The organism is Virgifigura deserti (genome assembly GCA_003576685.1).
Taxonomy (GTDB): Bacteria; Pseudomonadota; Alphaproteobacteria; order Dongiales; family Dongiaceae; genus Virgifigura; species Virgifigura deserti.
In genome coordinates this window covers 1-17,133 of sequence record QOZR01000008.1, presented here as the reverse complement: position 1 = coordinate 17,133, position 17,133 = coordinate 1, and the positions used below count along the sequence as shown (strand labels likewise).

The 17,133-nt window shown below is 65.9% G+C and carries 14 protein-coding genes and 3 pseudogenes; 6 read left to right on the top strand and 11 right to left on the bottom strand.

Features of this window, described 5'->3' with window-relative positions; translation table 11 throughout:
- Positions 1–98: 98 nt before the first annotated feature.
- Genes DT069_RS14575 through DT069_RS14550 form a run of 6 tightly spaced genes read right to left on the bottom strand, consistent with a single transcriptional unit; the run spans position 99 to position 4,406 of the window.
- Positions 99–1,001 (bottom strand): methyltetrahydrofolate cobalamin methyltransferase, encoded by a 903-nt coding sequence (locus DT069_RS14575; RefSeq protein ID WP_119461055.1) that lies wholly within the window; start codon positions 999–1,001, stop codon positions 99–101.
- Positions 1,001–2,011, bottom strand: a complete 1,011-nt coding sequence (locus tag DT069_RS14570) for a methylenetetrahydrofolate reductase (RefSeq protein ID WP_119461054.1) — start codon at positions 2,009–2,011, stop codon at positions 1,001–1,003. The genes DT069_RS14575 and DT069_RS14570 overlap by 1 nt, the downstream gene beginning before the upstream one ends.
- A complete protein-coding gene (locus DT069_RS14565) occupies positions 2,008–2,484 on the bottom strand; it encodes a methylenetetrahydrofolate reductase C-terminal domain-containing protein (RefSeq protein WP_119461053.1) in 477 nt (158 codons plus the stop codon). The genes DT069_RS14570 and DT069_RS14565 overlap by 4 nt, the downstream gene beginning before the upstream one ends.
- A gap of 31 nt (positions 2,485–2,515) precedes the next feature.
- Positions 2,516–3,472 (bottom strand): methylenetetrahydrofolate reductase, encoded by a 957-nt coding sequence (locus tag DT069_RS14560; RefSeq protein ID WP_119461052.1) that lies wholly within the window; start codon positions 3,470–3,472, stop codon positions 2,516–2,518.
- Positions 3,469–3,777, bottom strand: a complete 309-nt coding sequence (locus tag DT069_RS14555; RefSeq protein WP_119461051.1) for a virulence factor — start codon at positions 3,775–3,777, stop codon at positions 3,469–3,471. Before DT069_RS14555 ends, DT069_RS14560 begins: the two co-directional genes overlap by 4 nt.
- 2 nt (positions 3,778–3,779) lie before the next feature.
- Positions 3,780–4,406, bottom strand: a complete 627-nt coding sequence (locus DT069_RS14550; protein WP_119461050.1) for a DUF1638 domain-containing protein — start codon at positions 4,404–4,406, stop codon at positions 3,780–3,782.
- A 229-nt stretch (positions 4,407–4,635) separates the two neighbouring features.
- On the opposite strand from DT069_RS14550, the gene DT069_RS14545 reads away from it, so the two are divergent.
- Positions 4,636–4,995 (top strand): GFA family protein, encoded by a 360-nt coding sequence (locus DT069_RS14545; protein ID WP_119461049.1) that lies wholly within the window; start codon positions 4,636–4,638, stop codon positions 4,993–4,995.
- 115 nt (positions 4,996–5,110) lie between these two features.
- On the opposite strand, the gene DT069_RS14540 is transcribed toward DT069_RS14545, so the two are convergent.
- Positions 5,111–5,761, bottom strand: coding sequence for a glutathione S-transferase family protein (locus DT069_RS14540; protein ID WP_119461048.1), 651 nt, complete (start codon positions 5,759–5,761; stop codon positions 5,111–5,113).
- Between the two features lie 217 nt (positions 5,762–5,978).
- Here DT069_RS14540 and DT069_RS14535 point away from each other — a divergent pair.
- Positions 5,979–6,201 (top strand): annotated as a pseudogene (locus DT069_RS14535) (transposase); the annotation flags it as partial.
- 75 nt (positions 6,202–6,276) lie between these two features.
- Here the strand turns inward: DT069_RS14535 and DT069_RS14530 are convergent.
- Positions 6,277–6,660: pseudogene (locus tag DT069_RS14530) on the bottom strand (NADPH-dependent FMN reductase); the annotation flags it as partial.
- Between the two features lie 322 nt (positions 6,661–6,982).
- Positions 6,983–10,474: an FAD-dependent oxidoreductase gene (locus tag DT069_RS14525; protein ID WP_119461047.1), complete on the bottom strand. Its 3,492-nt coding sequence runs from the start codon at positions 10,472–10,474 to the stop codon at positions 6,983–6,985.
- Between the two features lie 106 nt (positions 10,475–10,580).
- On the opposite strand from DT069_RS14525, the gene DT069_RS14520 reads away from it, so the two are divergent.
- Positions 10,581–11,585: a M48 family metallopeptidase gene (locus DT069_RS14520; protein WP_425450246.1), complete on the top strand. Its 1,005-nt coding sequence runs from the start codon at positions 10,581–10,583 to the stop codon at positions 11,583–11,585.
- Between the two features lie 46 nt (positions 11,586–11,631).
- Here the strand turns inward: DT069_RS14520 and DT069_RS14515 are convergent, their stop codons facing one another.
- Entirely contained in the window at positions 11,632–12,936 is a 1,305-nt protein-coding gene (locus DT069_RS14515; protein ID WP_119461046.1) for an aspartate aminotransferase family protein, read from the bottom strand.
- A 205-nt stretch (positions 12,937–13,141) separates the two neighbouring features.
- On the opposite strand from DT069_RS14515, the gene DT069_RS14510 reads away from it, so the two are divergent.
- Positions 13,142–14,077: a LysR substrate-binding domain-containing protein gene (locus tag DT069_RS14510; protein ID WP_119461045.1), complete on the top strand. Its 936-nt coding sequence runs from the start codon at positions 13,142–13,144 to the stop codon at positions 14,075–14,077.
- Between the two features lie 85 nt (positions 14,078–14,162).
- On the opposite strand, the gene hutH is transcribed toward DT069_RS14510, so the two are convergent.
- A complete protein-coding gene (gene hutH, locus DT069_RS14505; protein WP_119461044.1) occupies positions 14,163–15,695 on the bottom strand; it encodes a histidine ammonia-lyase in 1,533 nt (510 codons plus the stop codon).
- A gap of 225 nt (positions 15,696–15,920) precedes the next feature.
- Between hutH and DT069_RS14500 the strand changes: the two genes are divergently transcribed.
- Complete coding sequence (locus tag DT069_RS14500) at positions 15,921–16,640, top strand: corrinoid protein (RefSeq protein ID WP_119461256.1); 720 nt, start codon at positions 15,921–15,923, stop codon at positions 16,638–16,640.
- A gap of 188 nt (positions 16,641–16,828) precedes the next feature.
- Positions 16,829–17,133: pseudogene (locus tag DT069_RS14495) on the top strand (hypothetical protein); the annotation flags it as partial.

The following is a 17,133-nucleotide window of genomic DNA, read 5'->3' as shown; positions in this document are numbered from 1 at the left end:
ATCTTCAGAAAACCACAGAGACATAGAGGCACGGCGTGCTCGTTACTACCAGTCCGCAACCTCTGTGTCTCTGTGCCTCTGTGGTTAAGACTCTTCGATCACGCGCGCCGTCGGCGACCCTCGCGGCGGCGGCCGGCGCCTTCCTCGCCCTCGGCCGCGGGCTCGCGGAACTTCTGAATCCAGCGCATGCAGTTCGGGTCATGGCCCATCGCCACGTCGGCGCCCATGATCCCGGTCATCTCCTCCGCATGGAGCGGATTGGTGATCGCCGAGGTCATGCCGGCGCCGATCAGCATGGCCAGGAAGGAGGAATTCAGCCCATGCCGGTTCGGCAGGCCGAAGCTGAAGTTCGAGGCGCCGCAGGTGGTGTTGACCTTCAGCTCCTCGCGCAGGCGGCGCACCAGATGGAAGACCGAGCGCCCGGCCTGGTTCAGCGCGCCGACCGGCATTACCAGCGGATCGACGACGATGTCGGAATAGGGAATCCCGTAGTCGGCGGCGTGCTCGACGATCTTCTTGGCGACCTTGAAGCGCTCGTCCGGGTCCTCGGAGATGCCGGTCTCGTCGTTCGAGATCGCAACGACGGCGGCGCCATATTTCTTCACCAGCGGCAGCACGCTCTCCAGCCGCTCCTCCTCGCCGGTGACGGAATTGACCAGCGGCTTGCCCTTATAGACAGCGAGCCCGGCCTCGAGCGCGGCGACGATCGAGGAGTCGATCGACAGCGGCGCGTCGGTCAGCGACTGCACGAGCTGGACCGCCTCGGCGAGAATGCGCGGCTCGTCGGCCAGCGGAATGCCGGCATTGACGTCAAGCATCTGGGCGCCGGCGGCGACCTGGGCCAGCGCATCGGCCTTGACCCGGCTATAGTCGCCGGCCGCCATCTCGGCGGCCAGCAGCTTGCGCCCCGTGGGGTTGATCCGCTCGCCGATGATGACGAAGGGCCGTTCGAAACCGATGACGACCTCCTTGGTCGCCGAGCTGACTACAGTGTCTGTCATTATGCGATCCTTTCCTTTGCCGGACGCCGGGCCTGTGGCCGGGGCTGACGGTTTTTCATGATACCTGACGCGCTGATGACGTCGGAGACAAGCTCTTCCTGGCGATAGGCCATGACGTGGACGCCGGCAACGCCTTCGATCTCCCTGATCTGCTGGATCAGTTCGATACAGAGATTCTTTCCCTCCAGCTTCTGCTTCTGGGCCCCCTCGAGCCGGGCGATGACCTGGTCCGGAATATGCACGCCGGGAACGTTCGTCCGCATCCAGCGGGCCGTCTTGGCCGAGGCGAGCGGCCCGACCCCGACCAGAATGAAGCATTTCTTGTGCAAATCCAAATCGCGCACCCGCGCCATGAACCGCTCCAGCAGCGGAATGTCGTAGCAATACTGCGTCTGGATGAACTGCGCCCCGGCCGCGACCTTCTTGCCGAGATGGATCGGCCGGTAGTCGTAAGGCGGCGCGAAGGGATTGGCGGCGGCGCCGAGGAGGACCGCCGGCGGCACGGTGATCTTGCGGCCGGACAGGAACCGCTTCTCGTCACGCATCGTCCGAATGGTCTCGAGCAGCGAGGTGCTGTCGAGGTCGAACACCGGCTTGGCGCCCGGCTGATCGCCGGCCTGCACCCCGTCACCGGTAAGGCAGAGGATGTTGGACACGCCCATGGCGGCGGCGCCCAGCACGTCGCCCTGAATCGCGATCCGGTTCCGGTCGCGGCAGGAGATCTGCATGATCACGGCATAGCCAGCACGGGTCAGCAGGCTGCAGATGCCGACGCTCGACATATGCGTGTTGGCGCCCGAAGCGTCCGTTGCGTTGATCGCGTCGCAGACCTCGGACAGCACCAGCGCCCGCTCGAACACCTCGCGCGGGTCCGCCGAGTCGGGCGGATTCAACTCTGCGGTCACCGCGAACTTGCCGGACCGCAGGACGCGCTCCAGCCGACCGCGTGAGGAATGCCCCGGCAGCGGCGGCAGCGGATCGCCAGGATCGTACAGCGGATCGACGATCATGACGCCCGCCCTTCGGGCTGCGCCCGGGCCCCGGCCTTCTCGCGAGCGACGCGGAGCCAGGAGGAATGACCCTTCAGAGTGTTGTCGACCGGCTTCTGGACGTCGAGGATGGCCTTGCCCTCAAGCATCTGCTGCGAGCCCTCCCAGGCCTTCACCCAGACGCATTTCATCTCGGGCTTCACCTCACAGTGGCCGTTGGCGCGAACGCCGCCGCAGGGACCGTTGCGCAGGTTCTTCGGGCAGTTCATAGGGCAGGACATGCCGGTCGAGCTGAGCGCGCACTGGCCGCACATCTGGCAGTCGAACAGCAGGCCCTTGACCTGCCGCTCCACTGCAGCGACCGGCTGCTCCAGCCGCTCATAGCCGATCCGCTTCCACAGCGGGTCGAGGCGAACGATGATCCGCTCGAAGCCCTGATAGAAGCTTTCGAGCAGGCGCGAATGACGTACCGACCAGAGGCGAACGGCATACATGCCCATATATCCCTTGGGTCTCTAGAGTTTCTCAGGCCGCGGAGCGGCGGGACAGCAAACCGGAGTCGGCAATCACCTCGGCGATCGCCTCTTCCTGCCGCGGCGCCATCAGATGGGCGCCGCCGACGCCGTCGATCTCGCTCAGTTCCTGCAGCAGTTCGACGCAGATCCTGCGCCCCTCGGCTTGCTGGTCCCGGGCGCCGTCCAGCCGGCGGACGATCTCCTCCGGAATCTGAACGCCGAAGAGGTTTTCGTTCATCCAGCGGGCGGACTTGGCCGAGGCGATGGGGCCGATGCCGACGATCACGAACAGCCGCTCCAGGACGCCATGATCCGCCAGCCGCGCCAGATAGCGGCGCAGCAGGTCCATGTCGAAGCAATATTGGGTCTGCACGAAATCGGCGCCCGCGTCGATCTTGGCCAAGAGGGCGTCGGGCTTCCAGCCCGGCTTCGGGTCGGTCGGGCGGTCCGCGGCGCCGATGAACAAAGCCGGCCGCGGCTCGATCGGCCGGCCCGACGGAAACGTCCCTTCGTCACGCATGCGCCGGGCGGTGCGCATCAGCTCGCGGCTGTCGATGTCGTAGACCGGCTTCGCCTCGGGTTGGTCGCCGGTCGCCACGTCGTCGCCATGCAGGCAGAGGATGTTCGGAATGCCGAGCGCGGCGGCACCCAGGATGTCGCCCTGCAGTGCCAGGCGGTTGCGATCGCGCATGGTGAATTGCAGCACCGGCTCGATGCCGTCGCGGGCCAGCAGCGCGGCGGCGGCCAGCGCCGACATATGCGCCCGCGCGCCCGCGCCGTCGGTGACATTGACCGCATCGGCGAGGCCCTTCAGGCATCCGCCGCGCGCCAGAACCGGGGCCGGCGCGCCGGCATCCGGCGGCGACGTCTCGGCGGTCAACGCGAAGTCGCCGCGGCGCAGCACCGCCTCGAGCCGGCCACGTGCCCGGGTTGCCGTCCGGTCGGCCGTCAGGGCGTGACGGGTCATGACGCCTTCGACTCCACGCCACCCGAAGCGACGAATTCGTCCAGCCGCGGATCGGGAAACGCGCTCTCGAGCCGGGCCGCGGCGGCATCCGCTTCGGCCTCCAGGTCGTCGCCGCACTCGACCGGGTCGGCCCGGCGCCACTCGGCGAGGTAGGAATCCGTGTCGCGCAGCTTGGCTCGCATCGCAGCACGGTCGATCGCCTTCTCGAAACGCTCGGAAAGCTGCCGCTTCGCGCTCTGCCGGCCGCGCTTGACGATTACCTGGGCAGGGATGTCGCGCCAATAGACAACGATCAGCTGCGCCATATCTACGACTCTCCTGACGGGTGTTCGGCCCCGGCATTGGCGTTGTCGGCCATGAAGGAGGCCAGCTCGCCATAGCCGGTAAGGCGATATTCGAAGGCGAGGCCGAGCCTGGCCGCAGCGGCCTCGGCCTGGCGATACAGCTCCGGCTCCTCGATCTGCGCCAGATAGACGAGCTTCGTGTAATTGCCGAAATAATCGTCGCGCAGCTCCGGATGCCGATCGAGGGCCAAGCCCTCGATGATCAGTCGGTCGAAATGGCGGACCAGATAGTCGGTCAGGAAGAAGCAGGTCGGGTCGGCATCGGCCAGCGCCTCGAAATCGGCGGTGCCGGTATAGAACTGGTAGCAATGAGGCCCGGGAATCCGCTCGACGCCCTCCTCCTCGAGCACCGCGTCCAGCAGGCCGCCGGTCCCGCAATCGCCATAGACCACCAGGATGCGGTCATAGCGGTCGCGGTTCTCGCGGATCTTCCCCCGCACCGCCTCCGGGATCTTGGCCGGCATGTTATGGAACTTCGCCGGCAGGCAGGTGACCGCCATCTGGCTCCAGCCATGCGTCTCGATCAGCGCGAGAATCTCCCGCGCCAGGGCGCCACAGGCGATCAGCAGGGTGGAGTGTGCTTGGTCCATCTCAGGTGCCGGTCAACAGGCCTCGAAACAATCTTATGGCGCCGATCCGTCGGCGACATCGTACGAGACATAGGAGCGCCGCGGCCGAATTTCAGGCTCTTTTGCCCGCGACGGTTGGTCGCTCATTTGCGACAGCGCGGCGCCGCATGGGACTGACATAGCCCGGCCAATATTTAGCTTTATTGAATCTTGAACGAACTGCGGAGATAACCAGCAGGAGGAGGACAACATGCCGGACAGCAAGACATATAGGGGCGGCTGCCACTGCGGGGCGGTTCGCTATGAGGCGACGACCGATCTGAAGCAGGTCATCTCGTGCAATTGTTCGATCTGCAGGAAGCGGGGCCTGCTGCTGACCTTCGTGGGGGCCGAGCAGTTCGCACTCCTGTCAGGACAGGAGAATCTGGTCGATTATCAGTTCGGCCGGAAGACTATCCACCACCTGTTCTGCTCGGCCTGTGGCGTCGAGTCCTTCGCCCGAGGGACCGCTCCCAACGGCGCGGAAATGGCCGCCATCAACGTCCGCTGCCTCGACGATGTGGACATCGCCGCGCTCACGCCGATCCCGTTCGATGGAAAAGACTTGTAGCCGCGGCCTCTCCCAGCCGGTCCCCGACCGGGATCAGAGCCGATTTATCTAGGGTCAGGACCCATAAACCGAGCGAAAGACTCGGATGACGGCTTCGAGCCCAGAGCGGCCTTTGTCAGCCGGTCGATGCCGCGGTGAAAACCGCCAATTGAGCGTCGAAAGCACGCTTGTATGCGGGCCGCGCTTCGCCGCGGACGACATAGGCGGAGAGGTTCGGATATTCGTCCAGTATACCCGATCCTTTCAACCTGAGCAGCACCGTCACCATCAGCAGGTCACCGGCGCTGAACGCACCGTCGAGCCAGTCGGCATCGCCAAGGCGACGGGAAAGGTCGCCCAGCCGTTTCCGGATGCTGTCCTCGAGGACACGCAGGCGCCGCTCGTACCAAGGCTCGTCGCGCTCGAGGACCTTGGCTAGGTCGCGGTCGAAGATCGGCGGCTCCATCGTGGTGAGCGCGGCAAACATCCATGTGATCGCGCGCGCCCGGGCATTCGCATCGTCTGGCAGCAGGCCCGCATGGCGCTCCGCGATGTGGAACACGATCGCCCCCGACTCGAACAGGGCGAGATCGCCTTCTTCATAGGTCGGAATCTGCCCGAAAGGATGAAGCGCGACATGCGCGGGTTCCTTCATCGCTTTGAACGAAAGAAGACGAACGTCGTAAGGCTGGCCCACTTCTTCGAGCGCCCAGCGAACGCGCATGTCACGCGCCAGACCCTTGCCGCCATCGGGCGAGCGTTCAAAGGCGGTAATGGTAATAGTCATTGTTGTTCTCCATAGCTTGTCTGTCTTGAAGACGATTAGCTAAAGGAGATTCCGACACCCCATGCTCGAGATAATCCTCGCGGTCAGTTCAAATACAGCTCAGAGGATGCGTTCCTGCTGCTGCTGAGCGTCAGCTTTGTCCGCATAGCAGACCTTGGCAAACTCAGATTCCATCTGGGGTGACATCGTGATTCAAGTGCGGCAGGAGGACCTGCCGATGTCCGATCAATTCTGGCTGACCAAGGCTCGGCTAAGCGCATTGAACCCTTTTCCCGCGGACACGTGGCATTCCGCCCGTGGACGACCGGCGTGTGGTCAGCGGGATAGTCCATGTGATCCGGAATGGGCTGCGATGGCGGGATGCGCCCGCGGTCTATGGCCCCCACAAGACGCTCTACAAGCGGTTCGTTCGCTGGTCCCGCATGGGCATCTTCGACCGCTGCGCCCACACCTTCTTCAGCGCTATCTGCACCGCGGCAACCGATATCTTTTGGCTCGGTCAATGAGTCCTGACCTTAAACAGTCTCCGGGGCGCGGAGCGGCCTCAAAGCCTCGGCCCAACGGGCGAGTTCGTTCAGAAGGTCGTTCGCGCTTGTGGTGTGAACCTCGTTCGGCACGAAAGCGCCATCCTTCAGATGCTGCGCGACCATGGGAATGGTCACGGCCTCCAGGATCGGCATCATCTTCAGCGTGGTCAGTGTCGGTTTCGTCGTCTGCACCGCGCGCATGCCGCCGGAGATACCGCCGTAGCTGACGAAGGCGGCAGGCTTGTAGTTCCACTCGCTGTAGACGTAGTCGAGGGCGTTAATCAAGGCAGGCGTCGGGCCGTGATTATATTCGGGTGTGACGAAAACATATGCATCCGCAGCATCGACGCTCGCGCTCCAGCGCTTGGTGTGCTCGTGCTCGTATTTCTACAGCCTGGGATGTAGGGGTCCGTCATAGATCGGCAGAGCGAACGCGGCGAGGTCCACGAGTTCGGCATCGAAGTCGCCATGGGCCTTTGCGACTTCGTGAAACCATGCCCCCACCGGGACACCGACACGGCGCGGTCACGTACTAGCGATGATGATGTTCAGCGTAGGCGCCATGTCGATTTTCTTCCGATCACGATGGCGTTTCATGCGTGGAGGCGCGCCGGCATCCGCTTCGAGAACCTGATCGGCTGTGACCCCGGCCTGTCCTGCGGGAGCGGAAGCGACGTCGTAGCCGTACCGGAACCTACTCCGCAGCCGCCCCGCGAAGGTTGAGCCTGACGAGACAGCGATCGATCCAGGCGGCGGTCAACTTTTCCTGGGCGCCGTTCTGGCTCAGCCGGTCGCGCAGATTGCCGAAGTCCACCTCGTCGAGCGGCTGGTCCTGATTGAAGCAGGAGAAGACGACCGTCTCCTCGCCGGTCAGCGGATCGACATGCCGCTGCAGGCACTGGGCGCAGATCTCCTTCATCATGCATTGCATCGGCGAGTTGATGGAGCCGATCGCCCGGTGCCGGGGCTTCAGCCAGTCCTTCAGCACGTCGTGGCGGGCGCGCGCCACCGCCGCCATCATGCCGTCGGAGCCGATCGCGATGATCCGGTCGACTTGGCCGAGGTCGATCGGCCGCTCGCCAAGCTCACCCCGTTGATAGGCAACCATGGCCTCGACGATGTTGCCGGTGAAGCTGCTGTCCTGCGGCCGGCCAGGCGCGAAGCCCGGCGCCTCGTCGCAGGTCCAGACAATGACGTCGGCGGCCGCCTCGATCTCCTCGACCTTGTAGCGGTCGCGCACCCGCCGATAGCCGGCGAAATAAAGCACCCGCGAGCCAGCGGCGCGCAGGGCTCGGCCGATCGAGAACAGGACGGCGTTGCCGAGCCCGCCGCCGGCGAGCAGCACCGTCTCGCCCTTCGGGATTTCGGTCGGCGCGCCGGTCGGCCCCATCAGCACCACCGGCTCGCCCGGCTTCAGCAGCGCGCAGAGGTCCGACGATCCACCCATCTCCAGCGCGATCGTGCTGATCAGGCCGCGCTCGACATCGACCCAGGCACCGGTCATCGCCAGCCCTTCCATCGCCAGCGTCGTGCCGTCGATACGGGCCGCCAGCGTCTCGTAGTTCTGCAGCCGGTAGAACTCGCCCGGCGCAAAGTTTCGCGCCGCCTGCGGCGCCCGTACCACCACCTCGACGATCGTCGGGGTAAGGCGGTTCACCGCATGCACCCGCGGCCTGAGCGCGCCGTTCAGCCGGGCGATGAAGGTCGCGGCATCCTCATCGGACGCCGGCCGCGCCAGCCGCGCAATCGCCCGCGACACCACCGGCCAGCCCTGCTTGGCGCTGCCCATCGCCTTCACGACATTACCGGCAAAGGAGGGGTGCAGGTCGCCGAAGAAGCTGACGGCGCGACCGTCGGGCCGGACGTCCTGCAGCACGTCCGCCGTGGAGGGTTTGGCGACGCGATCGGGCGTCGCCGGCGCGCCGGTCTCGTCGACCGCACGGAAATAGTTGCCGTCGAGCCGGATGTTGTCGGGGTCCTCGCGCGCCAGCACGGTGTTCGGCCGCGTCCCCGCGGCGACGAGGACTGCCCGCGCCGGAAGCCGCACGACCTCCGGCGCCGCGCCGTCTTCGCCCGCGCGGGAGAGGCGGATCGCCTCGGCATGGCCGAACGCATCGGTCTCGATCTCCACCGGAGTCAGCCGCTCTGCGAAGCGGATGCCCTCCTGCAGCGCCTTGTCGACCTCCTCGTGATTCAGCGTGTAGCTCGGCGAATCGATCATCCGGCGGCGATAGGCGATCGTCACGCCGCCCCAGCCATCGAGCAGCTCGCGAATGCGGGCCGGGCGGCCTTCGCGCGCCGCCGCCGCCCGTTCGGCGCGGATCGCCCGGGCATGCGCCAGGAACTCGTCGGCGATCGCCGCCTCGGCCGGGGTCCAGCGCTGACGTACGCGCGCGTCGCCGCCCTCGGCCGCGAGCAGCTCATAGCGCTTCAGGAACTTCTCGACCTGCACGGGATAATAGGCCAGCGCCTCGGTCGCGGTGTCGATTGCGGTCAGGCCGCCGCCGATCACCACCGCCGGCAGGCGAAGCTGGAGGTTGGCGATCGATTCCGTCTTCGCCGCGCCGGTGAGCTGCAGCGCCATCAGGAAGTCCGAGGCCATGCGGACGCCGGGGGCGAGCGCACCGGGCATCGACAGGATCGTCGGCTTGCCCGCGCCGAGCGCCAACGCAACATGGTCGAAGCCCATTTCGAAAGCCTGATCGACCGTCAGCGTCCCGCCGAACCGCACGCCGCCGACCATGGCGAAGCTTTCGCGCCGCTCGAGCAGCAGCCGGATGATCTTCAGGAAATTCTTGTCCCAGCGTACCGTGATGCCGTATTCGGCGACGCCGCCGAAGCCGGCCATCGCCCGCTCGTCGAGCGACTCGTACAACGTAGAGACGTCGCGGATCGGCTGGAAGGGAACGCGCGCACCGAGCGGATCGACGCCCGAGGTCTCCGGTGGCAGCGGCTCGATCTTGAGGCCGTCCACCGCGACCACCGCATGACCGTCATTCAGCAGGTAATGGGCGAGCGTGAAGCCGGCCGGCCCGAGGCCCGCCACCAGAACCTTGCGGCCGCTCGGCGGCTTCGCCATCGGATGGCGCAAGTTCAGGGGATTCCACCGGGTCAGCAGCCCATAGATCTCGAAACCCCAGGGCAGCTCCAGCACGTCCTTCAGCGTACGGGTCTCGACCTGCGGAATGTCGACCGGCTCTTGCTTCTGGTAGATGCAGGCCTTCATGCAGTCGTTGCAGATCCGATGGCCCGTCCCCGCCACCATCGGGTTGTCGACGACTGCCATCGCCAGCGCGCCGAGCGGAACCCCTTCCGCCTTCAGCGTGTGCATCTCCGAGATCTTCTCTTCGAGCGGACAGCCGGCGAGCGTGACCTGGAAGGGGCTCTTCTTGAAGGCGCCGTCCTTCTCGCGCAGGCCCTTGGAGCAGGAGTCCTTGCCCTGGTTATGGCAGAAGATGCAGTAGTTCGCTTGGTCGAGGGCGTGGGTGAGGTCCGCGCCCGCATCGGTCAGCCGAAAGCCCTCGCGCCGGCGCAGATGATCCTCCGGCAGCGCCAGCATCGCCGTGTCATGCCGCGCGACGGTCTCGACCGGCACCAAGCTCAGCGGGTCGGTCTTGCGCGGCGCCTTGAACAGCACGCCCTCGCCATGGCGCCGCTTTCCGTCCTCGGTCAGCAGTGCCCAGGCGGCATAGCGCGAAGCGAGCTGGAGGCTCTCGGCGTTGGCGGTCTCGTCCTCGAGCCAGCCCATCACCGCCCGCGCGAAGGCAAGCTCGCCGAACGGCGCGCCGAGGCGCTCCGTGAGGGCCGCCTCCAGCGCGGCGGCGTCGAAGCCGCGCGCCTCGTCCGGCTTGTGGGCGCGCATGGCGCGGCGCTGGACGAACAGCCGCTTGCAGGCATAGAGCGGCGCCAGCGCGTGATGCCGCTCCGCCAGGGTCTGCAGCTCCCGCCGGATGCCGAACAGGCCGCCGACGAAATCCTCGAGATGCGGCGCGACCGCGATCAACAGCTCCGACTCCGCCTTTGCCTCGAGCTCGCCGGGCCGATCGCGCGCCGCCAGAAGACGCGTCTTGAGATCGGCGTCGCTCTCGCCGAGCGCGTCGAGGAACAGGCCGTCGATACGGGCGAGGCCGTCGGGCCGGTAGAGGTCTTCGAAGGCCAAATCGTGGGCAAGCGTCAGTTCTGTCATCGGGCGACCGGACTAGGGGGCTCCATTCCTCGGGGCGGGGTCCCCTGTAATTAAGCGTCCGGGGGCCTTCGGGCAAGCATTGAGGCCGCCTTGGAGGCGTCTGGGGATGCATCTGGCGCACTCGGCCGTCAGAACCGCGGATCGGCCGCGCGGAACCCTTTTCCGCCAAGAGCCGTTGACGATCATGCCGTTGGAATGGTGTCCCCTACCGATCCTGGGGCCTGTCCTGCTGTCCGGCTTTCAGCAGAAGGCGAAAGCGACCATGTGTCTCGACCACCGCCCGCATCGCATCCTGCCCGTCCGGAGCGGTCTCGCGCTCCCGCCCAGGGCCGCGAACTCCTCGGCCCTGAGCCGCCGCGATTTCGTTTTCGTGCTGGTCGGAACCGGCGGCGCAGTTCTCGCCGGTTGCGCCGGCGGGCAGACGGGGCTCGGCCTCAACCTCGTTTCGGACGAGCAGGTAGAGGAGATGGGCGTCGAGAACTGGGAGCGAATCCGGAGCGAGACGCCGGCCTCCGACAACCGCGCTTACCAGCAGACCTTGCAGCAGGTCGGCGGCAATCTTCTGCAGGCGGCCGGCGAAAACCCGAACAATTGGGAGATGGTCGTCTTCGAGGGCGCGGAGGCCAACGCCTTCGCCCTGCCCGGCAACAAGATCGGCGTCTTTGAGGGGCTGTTCGACTATGCCGAAAACGAGGACCAGCTCGCGACCGTGATCGGCCACGAGATCGCGCATAACCAGGCCGAGCACGCCGCCGAGCGGCTGAGCTCGCAGGCGGCGACCGATGTTGGGCTGCAGCTCATCAGCGTGGCGCTCCAGGCCGGCAATATCGGCTATGCCAACCAGGTCGCCGCCCTGCTGGGTGCCGGGGCGCAATATGGCCTGATCCTGCCCTATTCGCGCAACCAGGAGCTGGAGGCCGACCGGAACGGCCTCCTCATCATGGCCGAGGCCGGCTACGACCCGCGCGAATCGGTCGAACTTTGGCGCAACATGGCGACCGCCGGCGAACGCCCGCCGGACTTCCTCTCAACCCATCCGGGGCCGGAGGACCGCATCGCTCAGCTCGAGAGCCTGATGCCGGAGGCGCTGGCGCTTTATCAGGGGAGTTAGCGGAGAAGGTCGGACGGTTGGCAGCCGAGCCAGCGAATATCAGGGATTATTGCTGCGCCGGTATTACCCGCGAGATCGCGGCATCCAGCAGCTCCACACCCAGATCGATCTCTGCCTCGCTGACCGTCAGTGGCGGGGCGATGCGCATCGTCCCACCCGAAGTGCCGACCCGCACGATGTTGGCGGACAAGCCAAGCTCAAGCGCTGCATTCGTTACCGCATCCGAAATCGCCGCCGCATCCTTCCCGTCGGCCTGGGTGAATTCGAGCCCCAACAGCAGTCCGCGTCCACGCACGTCACCCACACAGCCATGGCGCTGCTGCAGTCCCCGCAACCCGGCCGCGAGCCGCGCGCCTAATGTCTGCGCCCTCGCGGCCAGCCCATCACGAACCACGATCTCCAGAACCTTCAGCCCGACCGCGGCGGGGAGCGGGTCGTTGACATGGGTCGTGTAGAAGAGAAAGCCTCGGTCATCGGCTTCGGCCGAAATGGCATCGGAGGTCATCACCGCCGAGAGCGGCAGGCCCGCGCCGAGCGTCTTCGACAAGGTCAGGATGTCCGGCACGACGCCGTCGCGTTCGAAGGCGAACATCATGCCGGTGCGACCGATACCGGTCTGCGCCTCGTCCAGGATCAGCAGCATGCCTCTTGCCCGGCAATGCGCTTGCAATGCCCGCAGATACCCCAACGGCAAGTCGAGCACGCCGCCGCTGCTCAGGATCGGCTCGGCGATAAAGGCGGCCAGATTGCCTGTGCTCTGACGGTCCAACAGATCGAACGCATCGTCCAGCTCCTGTTTCCAGTCGACGCCGGCGAAGCGGGGGCGATAAGAATTCGGCGCTGGAATCCCGAATGAGCCGGGCGCCAGCGGCCCGAGCCCACGTCGTCCGGCCTTGTAGGTCGCCGCTGCCGCCGCCGCGGTCATTCCATGCCATGATTGGGTGAAGCCGACGACCTCCCACTTGCCGGTAACCAGCTTGGCCAGCCGGATCGCGGCTTCGTTCGCCTCGCCGCCGGTGGACAGCAGCATCACCCTGGGAAGATTCGGCACCAGTTCGGCCAGTGCCTCGGCCAGATCGACCACCGGTGCCGAGAGCATCGAAGAGAAGAGATGGTCGAGCCGCCCGGCCATGTCCCGGACCGTCGCCACGATCTCGGGATGGGAATGCCCCAGGATGGCGCTCATCTGGCCGGAGGTGAAATCCAACATCCGGCGTCCGCTCGCGTCATACAGAAACGCTCCCTCGGCTCGTTCCGGCACAAACGACGTGAAATCGCATCCATAGCGCAGCAGATGGCGCCGCGCGCGTGTCCAGAATGCCTGGTCGGTCTTGGGTGCGACGTCGTTCATCCGGACTCCTTGTGAATGGCCATGGGCGAATGGTCATGGAGAGGGGAAAGACCACACAGGCACGCATCGTCTTCCCGCCTTGATGATCCGACTTCTTGAAGGTGGGACAAGCGCAAAGAACTCACTGGACTGGTGAGCTGAATTCATCATTTTATGATCGTGTCCGCCGGCCTGACTGCCCGGCCCTGCCTGGACAAGGAGCCATATGTCAGGATCATCTCTGCCGCTCCGGGCAATTGCGGTCTTCGAGGCCGCGGCCCGCTTGGGAAGTTTTCGCGAGGCGGCGGAGGAGCTGAGCCTCACGCCTTCGGCCGTGAGCCATCAGATCCGGATCTTGGAGGCAGGCCTCGGCGTTCGGCTCTTTGAACGTGTTGGTCGAGGCGTCTCGCTCTCCCAAGACGGCCTGGATTACTATGACAATATTCGAGAGGGCTTCCGCAAGCTGAAGCAGGCGACCGAAAAAATATCCAGTAAAAATAGACATGGCCGCCCAATAGATATCGTCAGAATACACACGCCACCCTCCTTCGCGAGCCGCTGGCTGCTTCCACGCCTATCGAAGTTCCTTGCAGATCATCCGATGATCGATATCAGGGTGAATGCAGAGGCAGGACCTGGCCTCGATGCTGCCAATGTTGATTTGGCGGTCGTGTATGGTGGTGCGAGCAAATGGGAATCCCGGGCCATTCCGCTCCTCGAAGAGACGGTTCAGCCGCTCTGCGCCCCCAACCTCGTCACCTCTGGACCGATCCGATCTCGACAGGACTTGCTCTCACAGACCCTCATTAGAACCAGGGTTAATATCGTGTCTTGGGAAGACTGGTTGCAGCGGCAAGGGTTCGAACCTGATGGTGCCATCGCGAGATCGATTCAGCTCGACCCTTCCCATGTCGCGATTGAGGCCGCCATAAAGGGTCTTGGCGTCATTCTCGAAAGCAACATCCTGACGGAAGACGAAATTAGCAGCGGACGGCTCATTGCCCCGCTTCAAGGGGTCGGCCTGACCGCGATGTCGTACTGGCTCGTAACGCCCCGCCCGGCAGCTGTCCGGGCGAGCGTCGAGACCGCTCGTCGCTGGCTGCTCGAAAACGCGGATTGCCGTGCGAACGATCCCGTAAGGATGAATCAACGATCCAGTTGATCGGAAAGCCCAAGCTCGCTCGCAATCCCCGAAGCCACGGTTCTTGCCGGGGTTATTTCCCGATTTCGGAGCCCCCTCCCGCCTCTCAGCCGAAGACGGCGAGCGGCACCAGATCCCGGAACGCGCCCCCTGCGATTAGCGCCTTCGCGGCGGCGATGTCTGGGGCCATCTCGCGGTCGGTTTCGAGGAAGGCGACGCGGCGGCGCAGCAGCGCCATGGCCTGCTCCAGCTTCGGGCTGGTCTTCAGCGGCTGGCGGAGGTCGACGCCCTGCGCCGCAGCCATTAGCTCGATGCCGACGATGCCGGCGGCGTTGTCGGCCATCTCGATGAGGCGCCGCGCGGCGTGGGTCGCCATGCTGACATGGTCCTCCTGGTTGGCGGAGGTCGGGATGCTGTCGACGCTGGCCGGGTGGGCCAGGGTCTTGTTTTCGCTGGTCAGCGCCGCCGCCGTCACCTGGGCGATCATGAAGCCGGAATTGAGGCCGGGCTCGCGCACCAGGAAGGCGGGCAGGCCGCTCATCCGCGGGTCGGTGAGGAGCGCCGTGCGCCGCTCGGAAATCGAGCCGATCTCGGCCAGCGCGATCGCGATCACGTCGGCCGCCATCGCCACCGGCTCGGCGTGGAAGTTGCCGCCGGAGAGGATGTCGCCCGCCTCGGCGAAGACCAGGGGATTGTCGGAGACGGCATTCGCCTCGCGCTCGATCGTGCCGGCGGCGAAGCGCAGCATGTCGAGGCAGGCGCCCATCACCTGCGGCTGGCAGCGCAGGCTGTAGGGGTCCTGCACCCGGTCGCAGTCGAGATGGGAGCGGCGGATCGCGCTGTCGCCGAGCAGGTCGGCGAGCGCGGCGGCGACGGCGATCTGCCCCGGCTGGCCGCGGACCGCCTGGATGCGGGCGTCGAAGGGCACGTCGCTGCCGAGCGCCGCATCGACGCTGAGCGCCCCGGCGGCGAGCGCGGCGGCGAACACGTCGGCCGCCGCGAACAGCCCGGCCGCCGCCAGCGCCGTCGAGACCTGGGTGCCGTTCAACAGCGCCAGCCCTTCCTTCGCGGCGAGCGCGACGGGCTCCAGCCCGGCCTGGGCCAGCCCCTCGCGCGCCGGCAGGACCCGGCCGCCGACGCGCATCTCGCCGACGCCGATCAGCGCCGCCGAGAGATGGGCGAGCGGCGCCAGGTCGCCCGAGGCGCCGACCGACCCCTTGGACGGAATCAGCGGATAGGCGCCGGCGTTCACCAGCGCGACCAGCGCCTCGATCACCTCGCGGCGGATGCCGGAATAGCCGCGGGCCAGGCTGTTGATCTTCAGGATCAGGATCATCCGCACCAGCCGGTCGGGCAGCAGCGGCCCGGTGCCGGCGGAATGCGAGAGCACCAGCCGGCGCTGCAGCTCGGCCACCTCGTTGTCGGAGATCCGCGTTCGCGCCAGGCTGCCGAAGCCGGTATTGACGCCATAGGCGGTGCGTCCCTCCTTCAGCACCATCTGCACCGTGTCGGAGGAATCCTCGACCGCCGGCCAGCAGGCGGGATCGACCGCGATCGGCCGATCCTCCTCCGCCAGCGCCCGCAGAACGGTCAGGGTCAGGGACCCGGGGGTGATGAGAAAGGATTCGATTTGAGGCATCGCCGGCACCCGGTTGGAACATTTCCGTCGTGATAGCATTGAACCGGGGAGCCGCCAAAGATGAAACGAGGATGAAGGATTCGGGAGAAGGCGGGGGACCATGTCGCTGGCCGGTCAATTCATGTCGCGCCGACACGCGGCGCCCGATAGGCCGTTGACTAGCGTTCGGCAATGGCCGAAACCTTTGGCGGCACGGCGTTGGATATTGGACAGCAGGTAAACGCGATGGCGGACGAAGAAGGCGATCTCGATCTTCGCTCATTGAGCGACGACGAACTCGTGCAGCAGATGCATGACGACCTCTATGACGGCCTCAAGGAGGAGATCGAGGAGGGGGTCAATATCCTGCTGGAACGCGGCTGGACACCCTATGACGTGCTGACCAAGGCACTGGTCGAGGGGATGCGGATCGTCGGCATCGATTTCCGCGACGGCATTCTGTTCGTGCCCGAGGTGCTTCTGGCGGCGAACGCGATGAAGGCCGGCATGTTCATCCTGCGCCCGCTGCTCGCCGAAACCGGCGCGCCGAAGATGGGCAAGATGGTGATCGGCACCGTCAAAGGCGACATCCACGACATCGGCAAGAATCTGGTGTCGATGATGATGGAGGGCGCCGGCTTCGAGGTGATCGACCTGGGCATCAACAATCCGGTCGAGAAATATCTGGCCGCGATCGAGGAGCACCAGCCGGACATCCTCGGCATGTCGGCCCTGCTCACCACCACCATGCCCTACATGAAGGTGGTGATCGACGCGATGGTCGAGAAAGGCATCCGCAACGACCATGTCGTTCTGGTCGGCGGGGCACCGCTGAACGAGGCCTTCGCCCAGAATATCGGCGCAGACGCCTATTGCCGCGACGCCGCCGTGGCGGTCGAGATGGCCAAGAACTTCATGAGCAAGCGCCAGGGCTCCGCCGCCGCGGAGATGGCGAAGAACGCGTAAGGACCGCCGGGGCGGGTTTTCGAGCCCGCCCCGGCTCCCTGCCACGACCGCCTCGCGGGAACTTGGCTGGAGAGACGGCGTTGTCTCTCTTGGGTGTCTTCGATCGTTTTTTCTGGTCCGACAGTCTCCTTCCGGACAAACTGTCCGTTGGCACCACCCTGGCTCATTCCGCCATAAGATCGGTCATCATGCTCCTGCTTCGGCAACCGCTTTCCCTTCTTGCGATGCTGGCGACCCTCGGGTTTGCGGCACCGGCCGAAGCGGGATGGTCGGATCGGTTGGATGAGGCGGTCGCGGAAGCGCGAGAAACCACGGACGCGTTGGCGGCAATGGCCGAGCAGGCGATCATCCTGGGCGGCGCCGTCCTTTACCAGAACCGGCACACCATCGCCGGGGCGAGCCTCGGCTGCGCCGCCGGGGCGGGCCTCGGCGCGCTGTCGACCGCGGCCCTTGCGCCGGCCACGGGCGGCGCCACCCTGGCCGGTGCCGGCTA